10 protein-coding genes are annotated in these 13,421 nt (G+C 60.0%); 4 read left to right on the forward strand and 6 right to left on the reverse strand.

The features are described from left to right. The first annotated feature begins 1 nt into the window (after position 1). On the forward strand, positions 2-1,564 hold the full coding sequence (locus Q5H89_RS17605) for a RagB/SusD family nutrient uptake outer membrane protein (protein ID WP_305020658.1): 1,563 nt from the start codon (positions 2-4) through the stop codon (positions 1,562-1,564). Between the two features lie 126 nt (positions 1,565-1,690). Further along, complete coding sequence (gene treA, locus Q5H89_RS17610) at positions 1,691-3,289, forward strand: alpha,alpha-trehalase TreA (protein WP_305020659.1); 1,599 nt, start codon at positions 1,691-1,693, stop codon at positions 3,287-3,289. A 173-nt stretch (positions 3,290-3,462) separates the two neighbouring features. Here the strand turns inward: treA and Q5H89_RS17615 are convergent, their stop codons facing one another. The 4 genes from Q5H89_RS17615 to Q5H89_RS17630 all read right to left on the reverse strand — a co-directional run bounded on the left by Q5H89_RS17615 (position 3,463) and on the right by Q5H89_RS17630 (position 8,259). Next, complete coding sequence (locus tag Q5H89_RS17615) at positions 3,463-4,869, reverse strand: M20/M25/M40 family metallo-hydrolase (RefSeq protein ID WP_305020660.1); 1,407 nt, start codon at positions 4,867-4,869, stop codon at positions 3,463-3,465. A 60-nt stretch (positions 4,870-4,929) separates the two neighbouring features. Then, entirely contained in the window at positions 4,930-5,982 is a 1,053-nt protein-coding gene (locus tag Q5H89_RS17620; RefSeq protein WP_305020661.1) for a hypothetical protein, read from the reverse strand. 189 nt (positions 5,983-6,171) lie between these two features. Further along, positions 6,172-6,723: a histidine phosphatase family protein gene (locus Q5H89_RS17625; protein WP_305020662.1), complete on the reverse strand. Its 552-nt coding sequence runs from the start codon at positions 6,721-6,723 to the stop codon at positions 6,172-6,174. Between the two features lie 102 nt (positions 6,724-6,825). Further along, positions 6,826-8,259 (reverse strand): family 16 glycosylhydrolase, encoded by a 1,434-nt coding sequence (locus Q5H89_RS17630; RefSeq protein ID WP_305020664.1) that lies wholly within the window; start codon positions 8,257-8,259, stop codon positions 6,826-6,828. A 471-nt stretch (positions 8,260-8,730) separates the two neighbouring features. On the opposite strand from Q5H89_RS17630, the gene Q5H89_RS17635 reads away from it, so the two are divergent. Both Q5H89_RS17635 and Q5H89_RS17640 read left to right on the forward strand, forming a co-directional pair. Next, positions 8,731-9,426 (forward strand): response regulator transcription factor, encoded by a 696-nt coding sequence (locus Q5H89_RS17635; protein WP_305020665.1) that lies wholly within the window; start codon positions 8,731-8,733, stop codon positions 9,424-9,426. Positions 9,427-9,609: 183 nt separating this feature from the next. Then, on the forward strand, positions 9,610-11,004 hold the full coding sequence (locus Q5H89_RS17640; RefSeq protein ID WP_305020666.1) for a sensor histidine kinase: 1,395 nt from the start codon (positions 9,610-9,612) through the stop codon (positions 11,002-11,004). Positions 11,005-11,132: 128 nt separating this feature from the next. Here the strand turns inward: Q5H89_RS17640 and Q5H89_RS17645 are convergent, their stop codons facing one another. Both Q5H89_RS17645 and Q5H89_RS17650 read right to left on the reverse strand, forming a co-directional pair. Beyond that, a complete protein-coding gene (locus Q5H89_RS17645) occupies positions 11,133-11,663 on the reverse strand; it encodes a hypothetical protein (RefSeq protein WP_305020668.1) in 531 nt (176 codons plus the stop codon). Between the two features lie 86 nt (positions 11,664-11,749). Further along, positions 11,750-12,880: a DUF6973 domain-containing protein gene (locus Q5H89_RS17650; protein WP_305020669.1), complete on the reverse strand. Its 1,131-nt coding sequence runs from the start codon at positions 12,878-12,880 to the stop codon at positions 11,750-11,752. Between the last annotated feature and the right edge of the window lie 541 nt (positions 12,881-13,421).

Below are 13,421 nucleotides of genomic sequence, written 5' to 3' on the forward strand. Positions count from 1 at the left end.
TATGAAAAAGACCCTAAGCGCGGCGGCTTTGCTAACGCTGCTGCAGCTGGCCAACAGCTGCAAGATTAATGAGGAGTTTCAGGGCACGCTTACGCCCAACCAGGTAGCCGGCGGCACCGCTTCCTCGCTGCTCGACGGTGTGTACACGTCCCTGCGCTCGCCCTTCCAGGGCGCCACGCAGGTGTTTGCCCTCTCGGAAGTAACGACCGATGAGCGCCTGATGCCTACCCGGGCCGGCGACTGGGACGACAACGGCGTGTGGCGCCAGCTGCACCTGCACACCTGGGATGCCAACCACAGCCAGGTGCGCGACGCCTTTGCCAACCTGGGTGGCATCGTGTTCGCGGCCACCGACATGCTGCAGAGCCAGTACAACGCCAGCACCCAGCAGCAGGCCGAGGCTCGCTTTTTGCGCGCTTTTGCCATGTACTGGACCCTGGACCTCTACGACCAGGTGCCTTACCGCGAGCCGGGCGGTGCCGTATCGGCAGCGGCGCAGGTGCGCAAGGGCACGGCGGCGCTCGAATACATCATCTCGGAGCTGACCGCCATACTACCCAGCCTGCCCGACTCGCCGGTGAACCGCGCCACCAAAGATGCCGCCCGCTGCCTGCTGATGAAGTGCTACCTCAACCGGGGGGTGTATGCCAACCGGCAGGCGCCCACCTTCGCGGCGGCCGACATGAACCAGGTAGTGACGCTGGCCGACCAGATTATCACCAGCGGGCGCTACAAGTTTGCGAATAACTATTTCGACAACTTCGCGCCCGACAACTCGAACATCGGCACCGAGAATATTTTCACGGAGCTGAACGTGGGCGGCGTGAGCAGCGGGGCCCAATACGACCTGTGGCGCTTCATCTCGCACTACAACATGGTGCCCAGCGGCTACAATGGCCCCTGCGCCCTCTCGGACTTCTATAATAAGTACGAGGCGCAGGACCTGCGGCGCGGGCAGTATTATACCTACACCAATGGCCCGGCCAACCCTGGCAAGCGCCAGAACGTGGGTTTCCTCATCGGGCAGCAGTATAACCTGATTACGGATGCGGCCCTTACCGACCGCACCGGGGCGCCGCTAGCCTTCACGGCGGCCGTTAGCATCATCGAAACCGGCTCGAACCTGGAAGTGACGGGCATCCGGCCGATGAAATACCCGCCCGACTTCACCAACAACGGGGCCGGTACCATCGACAACGATATGGTGCACTTCCGCCTGCCCGACGTGCTGCTGATGAAGGCCGAGGCCATCCTGCGCGGGGCCACCGGCACCACGGCCGGCGCCTACGGCAGCACGGCCCTGGCGCTGGTAAACTACATCCGCACGCACCCAACGCGCGGGGCCAGCGCCCTCGCCAGCGTAAACCTGACCAACGTGTATGACGAGCGCGGCCGCGAGCTGTATCTGGAGCTGTGGCGCCGCCAGGACATGGTGCGCTTTGGCACCTTTCTGGGTCCCATTCAGCAAGGCCCCACGAGCAGCGACCCCAAGTACCTGATTTTCCCGATTCCGAACCAGCAGCTGGCCGTGAACGCCAACCTTACCCAGAACCCCGGGTATTAACAAAGGGAGTTGATGCCTGACAGTAGCAGCGGTTGGCCCAGGCCGGCCGCTGCTATTTTTTTCGGGCTAGCGGCTAGCCCGTCGGTGGCGTTTCACCCTGCTCATTTTTCCGCTTACTTTATGCTTGTGCTTACTAAAAAACTGTGGGCTGCCGGGCTTATGCTGGTAGCGGGCCCGGCCCTGGCGCAGCCCGCCGCCCAGCCTACGCCCCGCCAGCTTTACCCGGGCCTGTTTGAGGCGATTCAGCTTACCCGGGTGTACCCCGATGGCAAGACCTTCGTGGACATGCTGCCTACTGCCGCGCCGGCCGTGGTGCTAGCCGCCTACGCCAAAGAAAAAAGCCAGCCGGGCTTCGACCTCAAGGCCTTTGCCAAGCGCTACTTCTACCTGCCCAACGCCGACACCGCGAAGTACCGCAGCAACATCCAGGCCGGCATCCGGGCGCACCTCGATACGCTCTGGACGGTGCTGCGGCGGCCGGCCCAGGCCACTGTGCCGCCCTACTCGTCGCTGCTGCCGCTGCCGCACTCCTACGTGGTGCCGGGCGGGCGCTTTCGCGAGGTATACTACTGGGATTCGTACTTCACGATGCTTGGGCTGCGCGAGGCGGGCCGGCTGGCCCAGGTGCGCGACATGGTTGATAACTTCGCATACCTAATTGATAAACTAGGGTTTATCCCGAACGGCAACCGCACTTACTACCTTACCCGCTCGCAGCCGCCCTTCTTTGCCCAGATGGTGGGCCTGCTGGCCACCGGCCCCGACTCGGCGGCCGTGCTGGCGCGCTACCGCCCCGCGCTAGCCCGCGAATACGCCTACTGGATGGCCGGCGCCGACAAGCTGCACCCCGGCCAGGCCAGCCACCGCGCCGTGCGCCTGCCCGGCGGCGAGCGCCTGAACCGCTACTGGGACGAGAGCGACCAGCCCCGCGAAGAATCGTACCGCGAAGATGTGGAGGCCGCCAAGCTCAGCAAGCAGCCGCCCGCGCAGTTTTACCACCACGTGCGGGCCGCCGCCGCCTCGGGCTGGGATTTCAGCACCCGCTGGTTTGGGCCCGATTTGCAGCTCAGCTCCATCCGCACCACCGATTTGGTGCCCGTTGACCTCAACTGCCTGCTGCTGGTGCTGGAGCAAACCCTGGCCCGCGCCAGCCGCGCCACCGGCCAGCCCGCCGAGGCCAGCCAGTACCGCCAGAAGGCGCAGGCCCGGGCCGCCGCCATTCAGCGCTACTGCTGGGATGCGCAGGCCGGCTTTTTTGTCGATTATGACCTGCCCCAAAAGAAGCTGGCCGGCATCCGCACGCTGGCCGGCGTTTTTCCGCTCGCCTACGGCGTGGCCACGCCGGCCCAGGCCCGCGCCGTGGCCAGCCGCCTGCAAAGCGAGTTTTTGCGCCCCGGCGGCGTGCTCACCACCACCAATGCCAGCCACCAGCAGTGGGACGCCCCTAATGGCTGGGCGCCCCTGCAGTACCTCACGGTGGCCGGCCTGCGCCGCTACCAGCTGCCCGACCTGGCCGATACCATCGCCCACCGCTGGACGACGCTGAACGTGCGCGTATTCAACCGCACCGGCCGGCTGCTGGAGAAGTACAACGTGGAGGACCTGAGCCGCGTGGCCGGCGGCGGCGAATACCCGCTGCAAGACGGCTTTGGCTGGACCAACGGCGTGCTGCTCAAGCTCTTGGATGAGCAGCGCAGCCGGGAGCAGCGCCGCAAGTCGCTGTAGCACTGGCTAGGGTCAATTACTAAAAAATACGTTCGTCATGCTGAACGCAGTGAAGCATCTCTACCGCATTATACAACGGTGCGGTAGAGATGCTTCACTGCGTTCAGCATGACGAACGTATTGTAAAGTACCGTATTATGAGCTAATGGCTAGGCCGACCCGGCGCTAGCCCCCTACAAGCCATACTTGCCCAGCAGGTAGATGAGCGCGGCCATGCTGGCGCCGCCCAGCTCCAGCTCGCGGCGGTTTACCTGCTCGAAGGTGTCGAGGGCCGAGTGGTGCAGGTCGAAGTAGCGCTGCGAGTCGCAGTCGTAGCCAAACAGGGCCACCGGCTTCACGGCCGCCACCAGCGGCTCGATGTCGGTGCCGGCGTGGCCGGGCGTGAGCTGGCCCGAGAGGTACGGGGCTAGCAGCGGCTTCCAGGCGGCCACTTTTTGAAACACAGCGGGCGTGGTTTCCACATTGAAGCCGCGCGGCGTGAAGCCGCCACCGTCGCTTTCGATGGCGGCGAGGTGGGTTTCGTGGTTTTGCTGGGCTAGCTCGGCGTATTTGGTGCCGCCGCGCGTGCCGTTTTCCTCATTCATGAAGAGCACGGCGCGCACGGTGCGCTCGGGGCGCAGGCCGGCGGCTTTCAAGAGGCGCAGGGCCTCGATGCTTTGCACCACGCCGGTGCCGTCGTCGTGGGCACCCTGGGCCAGGTCCCACGAGTCGAGGTGGCCACCCACGGTGATAACCTGCTCGGGGTATTTTGAGCCCTTTATCTCGCCCACCACGTTGTAGCTTTTCTCGTCGGGCAGCTGCAGGCAGCTCATTTCCAGCTCAAACTGCAAATTGGGGTCGGCGGCCAGCAGCTGGCTGAGCTGGTCGGCGGCCTGGGTGCTGAGGGCGGCGGCGGGCACTTTGGTGGGGGTGTCGCCGTAGTTGGTGGCGCCGGTGTGAGGGTTGTTGTCGCGGGCGGCGGTGAGCGAGCGCACGAGCGCGCCCACCGCGCCGCGCCGGCCAGCCTCGGCGGGCCCCGAGCGGCGCTGGTCGCCGGCGCCGCCGTAGGCCTGGCCGGGCTCAATGAGCTTATCATCGAAGGGGCGGTTGAAGAAGATAAACTTGCCGCGCACGGCCTCATCGGGCAGGGCTTTCAGCTCGGCCAGGCTTTTCACCTCGACCACACCGGCGCGCAGGGGCTTGTTGCCGGGCGTAGACACGGAACCGCCCAGCGCGCACACGGCCGCCGAAATGCTTTTGCCCTTATTGCCGATAATCTGACCTTTTTCCTTGGCGCCGCGCACCCAGTGCGGCACCAGGCATTCCTGCAGGTACACTTTGTCGAAGCAGTTGGCTTTTTCCATCGTGAGCTTGCCCCACTGCACGGCCAGGGCCGCCTGGGGCGAGCCCGAGAGGCGGGCCCCGATTTTCTGGCACAGGTAGCGCAGGTTGTCGTAGCTCTGGCCGCGCAGCAGCGCCTCGTCGTAAATTTTGCGGATGACAACGGAGTCGGCCTTGGCGGCGGGCGCCGTTTGGGCCTGGGCGGTGGCGAGGCCGCCCGCCAGCAGGCCAGCCAGCAGCAGCGAGGAAAATGAACGCATAATGGAAAGAAGCAGAAAAGGCGTGTTTGGCCAAAAGTACCAGCCTGGCAGCGCTACTTCCTACTGTTTTGGCTGGCCGCGCCACAAACCGCGCTCGCGCAGCATGCGGGCCACCGGCGAATCGGGCCGCAGCAGAGGCACTATCTCGGCGTAAGGCATAAAGATTTCCACGCCTCCTACTACCCGGTTACGCAGGTCATCCTCTTCAAAAGTGAGCAGCAAGCTGTTCAGCTCCAGCCCTACGTGACCTGCTACGGCGGGCTGGTCGGCGCCGAGCCAGTCCTCGTGCCGGCTGCCCGCCTCGGCTTGAAGATACTGCCTTACCAACGCGCGAAACTGCGCTTCGGCGCCGGGCCGCAGCAGCTGGGCCAGCGTTACCGGCGCCCCGGTGGCCAGGTCGTAGATGGTATTGCCCGCGCTGTGCGAAAAGTGGGCGCCGCCCGAATACCCCGTTTGGTACGTGCCGACGGAAAGCAGGCCGTACTCATTAAAGGTTATGCCCGTAATGCCTTCTGTTTCCTCCTGCACCGGAGTATCGCGCAGGTAGGCCCGCCTTTCGGCGCGGCGCTGGGCCGGGCTAGGGCACTGCAACCGGCGCAGGGCCGGGCACAGCGTATCGGAACCGAGCAGGTGCAGGTAACTGCGCTCTAAGGTGGCTAGCTCCGCATCGGCACTACGGTCGGCCAGCCTGCTTTCCGGCTGCGGCAGCGGGCCTTCGGCATCTTCGGTCAGAATCTCATACCGCACCGCTAGCTGGCGGTGACGGGCGTCCTGGTATTCTTCGCGCAGCGCAAAGGGCAGCTGCTGGCCGCCCGGGCTAGCCCAGGTACCGCTGAGCACAAGGCCGGCGGGCTGGCTAGCCTGCCACTGCCCGGTAATGGTGCGCTTTTCGGGGTCGCTCAGTTCGGTAAGGGTCAGCGGCTGGCCCGGCCGGTAAGCCGCGTTGCTTTCCAGCGCTAAGGCGCCCCTTTTGCCGTAGCCGTAGTAATACGAGCCCTGGCAAGACGCTGGCTCACGGCCACGAGCGAGCTTAAAAGTCAGCCCTACCGTTATGGGCTGGCCGCCCACCGTGCCCCGGTAGCGGTGGTAGCCGCTAAAAGGAGGGCTGGCCACGCGTGGCGGGGCTGCACGCTGGCTAGCCCGCGTTGCTGGCACTGGCACTGCTGCCGTCAATTCTGCCGCCGTAGATTTAGTATCAGACTGGCAACCAGCAAGGAGCGCCAGCCCGCCGATTACCCACCCAGCTTGCGACCCCATGCGCATGGCTTCCTTGCACTCAAAATACCCGAAGCAACCGCCGCCCTACTTCAGGCCGCCCGCACTGGCTGCCTGGGGCGCGGCCCCGTAGCGGCTCATTATCAGGCGGGCGGGCTGGCCGGCGCGCAGCGTTACCTTGAAGAGGTAGTTGTATTCCTCGTCGCGGATTTCGGCCGGCAGCGGGGCCACGCCCAGCGCGGCCAGCAGCGGCAGCAGCGTGTTGGAATGGCCCACCACTACCACCGTTTTGCCGGCGTACTGCTGCTGGAGGCGGCCAGCCAGCGCGGCGGGCTCCCGGGCGCTGTACACCTCGGGCGTGAGGCCGGTGGCCTGGGCCAGCGGGGCCAGCGTGGCGCGGGTGCGGCGGGTATCGGTGGTGAAGAGGGCGGCCGGGTGGCGCTTGGCCAAGTGCCTGGCCAGCAGCTGGGCGCGGGCTTCGCCCCCGGGCGTAAGGGGCGGGTCGGCGAGGCCGGGCGTGAGGTCTTTTTCGGCGTGGCGCACCAGGTAGATGGTGGTGGCGGGCGGCCGGGCCGCCGCAGTGGCTAGCCCCAGCAGCAGGCAGCAAAGTATCGGCAGCAAGCCCGTTTTCAGCAGCATATATTCAGTGCGTATCTCCCTTAACTACCGGCCAAAGGTAGCCGCAAAAAAAGCGGGCCGCCCCGTGGGCAGCCCGCTTTTGTTACTTGCCTCCGCAGGCGCTTACTGCTTGGTGAAGTGGCGGCTGCTGCGCTCCTGGGTGGGCGAGGTCAGCAGCAGCGTGTACTGGCCGGCGCGCAGGGCCGACACGTCGAGGCCCTCCACGCCCACGGTACCCTGGCCGGCCACGCGGCCCAGCGCATCGAGCACCTGGTAGGTGTGGCCGACGGCCTCGGGCTCGGTGCGCAGGAAGCTGCTGCCCGCTACGGGGTTGGGGTACAGGCCCGGCGCCGCGGGGCTAGCCGCGCTGCTGGGCGTGAGGGCCATGCGCGCCCCGGCGGGGTTGGTAATGCTTATCCAGTTAATGTTCCAGCCGCCGGTTTGGGCAAATACGCCCAGATTGTAGGTGCCGGCGTTGATGTTCACGGTTTTGCTCACGGTGGTCCAGGTTTGCCAGCCGCCGGTGGCCGGAATGGCCGTGTTGCCCAGCTGAATTGAGCCGGCGTTCAAGTCAGACGATACGGTGCCGCCGTTGGGGCTAGCCACCCGGTAGCTGATGGTGTAGGCGCCCGTGACGGGGAAGTTGACGCTGTTGAACACCAGGTAGTCGTTGGCATCGACGTAGCCCATGTCCTGGCCGCCGCCGGTGTCCGAGCAGGTTTCGGCCGTCATGCCGCTGTTCACGTTGGCCGCCTCGGCCTGGAAGGTGCGCACGCTGCCGCTGGTGCTGCCGCTCGTGAGCTGATACACCCGCACGTAGTCTACGTTCATGGTGGCGGGCAGCTTGGTTTCATCCACTGTCTGGCCGGGCCAGTCGCCGGCCACGGCCAGGTTCAGCAGCAGGAAGAACGGCCGCTGAAACTCCTCGGTACCGCCCGTGCCGTTGGTGATAGTCATCTCGTTGTACTTGGCGCCGTCCACAAACCAGCGGATGTAGTCGGGCGTCCACTCCACGCTGTAAATGTGGTAGGCGTTGGCGCTCATGGTAGTGCTTTGGCCGTACTGGGCGTGGCCGTTGCTGTCCCAGTGCGCGGTTCCGTAGCAGCGGCTATCGGCGTTTATCTGCTCCATGATGTCGATTTCGCCGCACTGAGGCCAGCTCACCGTGTTGATGTTCGCCCCCAGCATCCAAAACGCCGGCCACAGGCCCTGCCCCAGCGGCACCTTAATGCGGGCTTCCATGCGGCCGTAGGTGAACTGCTTGAGGCCCTGCGTTTTCAGGCGGGCCGAGGTGTAGGGCATACCGCCCACGCTCTGCTTTTTAGCCGTAATAACCAGCTCGCCGTTGGCCACCGTGGCATTCGCGGCCTGGTAGTATTGCTTCTCGTTGTTGCCCCAGCCGCCGCCGCCGGTTTCGAAGGCCCAGTTGGAGGTGTTCACGGCCGTGCCGTTGAATTCGTCGGCCCAGACTTGCTGGTAGGTTTGGGCCTGGGTGGGTTGCAGCGCGCCGAGCAACAGCGCCGCCCCGCCCAAAAGGGAGGTAAGCGTACCTTTCATACAGTTGTGGAAAAGGAGTGGGTGGGAAAATAGCGCTACCCAGGAGCCCGCCGCAGGGGCTGGCTTCGCAGTAGCTTCCTCCAAATATCCAACTTCATCCGGCATCTGGCAAGCCCAGGGCACCCGGTTTTCGGCCCCGGCAGCGCGCAACGCACCAGGGCTTTACACTTAGCGCACATACCCTGAACGGTTGTTTTTCGGCAGTAAAGGGCGCTAGCGTGCTCTGGCGGGCGGGCAGGCGTTGGGCTAAAAAACAACTGAAAATGCGGGCTACTGCACCAAGTTTTTTTACTACTACCCTACCCGGCGGCGCCGCCGCCCGCCAAAGCGGCGGCGCCACTAGCCGGCCTGAATGCAGAAGTGTGCGTTTATTTCTTCATCTTCATCAAATCAACAGTCAATCTTCATCTTCATTTAACGGCTCCCTCCCGAATGTTGCCTAATCATTCCGCTTTCACCCCTCCCCGCTCCATGCACGTTCTGCTCGTTGAAGATGAAAAAAGCCTCCACCAGGAGGTGCGCCAATTCTTGACGCAGGCTCAGTATTTAGTAGACTCCGCTTTCTCCTACGCCGAGGCATCGGAGAAGCTGTTTGTGAACTCCTACGATTTTGTGCTGCTCGACCTGGGCCTGCCCGGCGGCGACGGCCTCGACCTGCTGCGCGATGCCCGCCAGAGCGAAAAGCAGGAGGCTTCGTTTATAATCCTCACGGCCCGCGGCGCCCTCGACGACCGCATCAAGGGCCTCGACCTGGGCGCCGACGACTACCTGCCCAAGCCCTTCTCGCTGCTAGAGCTGACCAGCCGGATGCAGGCCATCACGCGCCGCAAGTTTGGCCTCAAGCGCCCCGAAATCACCTTCGGCGACGGCTTCGTGCTCGATGTCACGGCCCGCACCGTGCGCTACGGCAGCACGCCCGAGGTGCCCGGCCCCGAGGTGCCGCTCACCAAAAAAGAGTTTGACCTGCTGCACTACCTGCTGCTGCACCGCGGCCGCGTGCTCACGCGCCTGCAACTGGGCGAGCACCTGTGGGGCAACGTGCTGGAGGATGATTCGGACTCGAACTACATCGACGTGCACATCAAGAACGTGCGCAAAAAGCTAGCCCAGTTCGGCTCGCCCGACTTTATCGAAACGGTGCGCGGCATCGGCTACCGGGCAGTGTAAGAGAATCGGAAATTATAAGCAATAAAAAACATCCGTCATGCTGAGCGCAGCGCAGCGGAGTCGAAGCATCTTGGTCGCTTCATTGGATTACTAAACCAAACGCGACCTGCCAAGATGCTTCGACTCCGCTGTGCTACGCTCAGCATGACGGTTTTATTTTTAGCTTTTTAAGCAAACTAGCGAATGCGACTCGAAACCAAGCTTGGCCTCTTCAACGGCCTCTCCAAGCTGCTGCTGGTGCTGCTGGGGGCGCTCCTGATTCCGCCCATTGTGCAGCGCGTGGCAGTGGGCCACACCGACCAGCGCCTGCTCGATAAAAAGAAGGAGCTGCTGCATCTCATCGCGCGCGATGGACTGGCCACTTTCCTGCGGGCCGAGCACGATGAGAGCTACGCCGACTACAATATTCTCAAGCAGGAGTACATCACCATTACGCCCCTGCCGGCCTACCCCAACGGGCCCACCGGCCCGCCCACCGAGCGCATTTTTGAGGAGCCCCGGCAGGTAGACAAGGAGATTGAGGACTTCCGTATTCTGAGTTACGTGGCGCCGCTAGGTGCCCCGCGCCCGGCCGAAGCGGCCGAGCCCGGTGGCGCGGCGCCCCGGCGCTACCGCCTCGAAATCGGCTCGTCGCTGGCCACCGTGGAATTGCTCACCGATACGCTGCGGCGGCTGGCGCTGTGGGTGCTGGTGGCGGGGGCGGCCATCACGGTGTTTACCGACGCGGCCTTTGCCCACTACCTGCTAGGGCCGCTGCGCGAGCTGATTTCGCGCAAGCTGCGCGGCATCCGGCAGCCGGGCGAGTTTTCGTTTGCGCGCCTCGACACGGACACTACCGATTTCCGGCGCCTCGACGACTCGCTCTCGGCCCTGATGCGGCAGTTGCAAGCCTCGTTTGAGAAGGAGCGCGAGTTTATGAGCAACGTGAGCCACGAGCTGCTCACGCCCACCAGCATTTTGCAGTCGCGCTTCGAGAACATGCTCCAAGACCCCACCCTGCCCGAGCCCCACGCCCAGCAGATAGTGGAAAGCCAGCGCACGCTCTACCGCCTGCGCAACACCGTGCGCACGCTGCTGCTCATTGCCAACATCGAAAACGAGCAGTACCTGCGCGACGCCAGCGTGCCCCTGGCTGAAACCGTGCACGACGTGGCCGAGGAGCTTGACGACCGCCGCCAGCAGCGCGAAATAGCGTTGCGCATCGACCTGCAGCCCGACTACGTGGTGCCCCGCGCCAATGCCACGCTGCTGCACACGCTGCTGCGCAACCTGCTCTCCAACGCCATCAAGTACAACCACGAGGGCGGGCAGATTCGGGTGCTGGGCCGCCCCACCCCCAGCGGCGGCTACCAGCTGCGCGTGGAGGACGAGGGCCCCGGCATCGCGGCCGAAAACCTGCCGCTGCTCTTCGACCGCTTCCGGCGCTTCCACGCCACCGGCCCGAGTGCGCCCGAGGGCTACGGGCTAGGCCTGCCCATCGCCCAAACTATCGCTGCCTTTCACAAGGCTACACTACGAGCCGAGTCGGAGGTGGGGAAAGGGACGGCGTTTATATTGGAGTTTGAGGCAGCCGCATAATACGGTTTTCTCGCTAGCCCCTGCACTGGCCTGCACTGGCACGAGTTACGCTGCGCTAAACTCGCGCCAGTGCGGGCATAAAAAATAAAGCTTATTAGCAGATTCCTTGCCTTTCAAAACAAATGCTATTATTTTTCATGCTCCACAACCAATGATTTCATTACTTTAGAGCGTAAAAATTTAAAATTCTTGCACTCACGTTTTTCAATCCATATAAATTGCTTGTTCGCTGCTATTGCAAGCGGCGCGAAGTCGATAAAACTTCTTGTCAGCACATTAAAACCAACATACGTTTTATTATCAATGAATAACAAAGTGCAATTCATATCATCGTGAGATTGGTCGTTAACTAAAGATTTTACTGCCGAGTATCCAGACACATCAAGATTTTTAATACCATTGGGTATTGCATATGGATTAACCACAAGAATAGAATCCCATTTCCCAACAAACAAATTGCATAATTCAATAGAATCAGGGGACATGACATTGCTAATACTACGCTGAACTTGTACTTGGGCAGCTGGAGTAAGGGGATAGTTCACCACTGGCTTGGAGCATTGGCATAAAAAAAAAGCAATCAACATACTTCCCGCTTTTATTCTAGCAGAATAAAAAAAATTTAGTACAATTATAGAATTTATTTTTAACTTACTCATTAGAATAAATATTTAAGATTTTTAAGCAATTCAGCATTAATACAGGAGATATTAAATAAACTCTCCTGTATTAATGCTAGAATGATTTATAAGTGAGACGGAACTGTAGTGCCATTTTCTATAATGACAAGCAAATGGCTTCCTAACCAATCGAGAACAACCGCCTTGACCTCTACAATGCCAGTTTGAGAGTTACTTATGGCAATTTCACCAATAATAATGCCACTTCTATTATTTTCCAAATCCATTTCCTTTTCAATCGGATTATTATTTGGCTTCTCTTCGTGAGCATTTGATAGTTGAAGCGCCAACGTTTGACCTATGTCAATTGTATTTCTTGCAACAAAATATGCGTGCCTAAAAGCATCTCCCGGACCATTTACCAAAGAACTTGTAGAAAACAGAGCTCCTGCGAGGTCTTCTGCATTCTGAGCATTAAATAAATAATTGAATCTATCTACGAAGCTCATTCGGTCAAAAATCACTATTTCAGTGGCTGACATTCGACCTCTATAGTTACTCTCTAGCGTCTCATACTCTTGCATGATGGGGTCAGTACTACCACCATACCCTGAGTCAGGTACGCTAGGGCCACCTCCTCCATAGTCCGGACCACTAGGATAATAGCCACCTTCTCCAGGCCCATAGCCACCACCGCCACCACCATCGCCCCCATAGCCACCGCCCCCATAGCCACCGCCCCCATAGCCACCACCGCCACCATCGCCAGGCTCAGGGCAATCACAGTAATCAAATACGCCTAAAGAAAGTGAAATCGTGAACTTTGTACATGCAGCGCCGCAGTTACCATCACCATCCGGCTCTGATACTGATAGAGTTTGGCTTGGGCTTCCAGGCTTATTCGCCGCTTTTATAATTGCGGTAGCTGCTTTTTTAACATGAACTCCCCAAGTAGGCTTTTTGCCTAGCGCATATTCTTTTCCGAATAGGTAGTTATACCGAATGTCATAAACAATGATAGCTCCTTCAAAAGTATTGTTTACATGTACAGAAGTAGAAAAAACGTCATCAATAACTTCTACTAACTGCTTACCTACATCAGTAGATTTTTTCGCATACACCTCTATTACATAGCCTGAAATGGAGTTTTCACGCGAAAAGACACCGTACCGCTTTGCAGCCAAGCCTCCGTTTGCCGTAGCTTGCGCAATCGCATCGTTGATTGGTACTACCCAGCGCGTACCTGAACCACTCACAGCAGATTTTGACAGCGCATTATCCCAATCTAATTTGAGGTAACGCTTGACAGGCGCTGCAATGACCTCCTTACTTATTGGCTGCAATGACCTCCTTACTTATTGCAGAATACTTTACGAACGTCTGTCTGCCGCACCAATCTTTTAAGAATTGGATTTCAGATGACTGCACCTTAAATAAGCTGTCACTAGGCTTATTTTCAAGCTTGTCAGAGCATCCATAACTTACTGCTACCAAAACTAACAAAGCAGCAATAACTCTTGAACTAATGCTTTTGATGTACAAGTTTCCTTTCATGAAAGGGGGCTTATATGGTAAGGAATTGTTTAATTAACATTATATTTTACCTGAGAGGTATAGGAAGTTAAATAATGTAGTTCAAATGCAATACAATGCCCGCTTATCAAAAAGGAAAAAGGACCTGTGTATGTGACTTTCAAAAATACATAAAATTATAATAATAATATTATTTTTTACCAAAATAATTATAAATTACTTTGGTAGATTCGAAAAAAACGCTAGTATCAATGTTAATTAAAA

The organism is Hymenobacter cheonanensis (assembly GCF_030581075.1).
Classification (GTDB): Bacteria; Bacteroidota; Bacteroidia; order Cytophagales; family Hymenobacteraceae; genus Hymenobacter.

Coding starts and splice junctions, on each gene's coding strand:
- Q5H89_RS17625 (WP_305020662.1), bottom strand. CDS start 6,723: ATGCTGCTGAAAACGGGCTTGCTGCCGATACTTTGCTGCCTGCTGCTG.
- Q5H89_RS17645 (WP_305020668.1), bottom strand. CDS start 11,663: ATGAGTAAGTTAAAAATAAATTCTATAATTGTACTAAATTTTTTTTAT.
- Q5H89_RS17605 (WP_305020658.1), top strand. CDS start 2: ATGAAAAAGACCCTAAGCGCGGCGGCTTTGCTAACGCTGCTGCAGCTG.
- Q5H89_RS17635 (WP_305020665.1), top strand. CDS start 8,731: ATGCACGTTCTGCTCGTTGAAGATGAAAAAAGCCTCCACCAGGAGGTG.
- Q5H89_RS17640 (WP_305020666.1), top strand. CDS start 9,610: ATGCGACTCGAAACCAAGCTTGGCCTCTTCAACGGCCTCTCCAAGCTG.
- Q5H89_RS17630 (WP_305020664.1), bottom strand. CDS start 8,259: ATGAAAGGTACGCTTACCTCCCTTTTGGGCGGGGCGGCGCTGTTGCTC.
- Q5H89_RS17615 (WP_305020660.1), bottom strand. CDS start 4,869: ATGCGTTCATTTTCCTCGCTGCTGCTGGCTGGCCTGCTGGCGGGCGGC.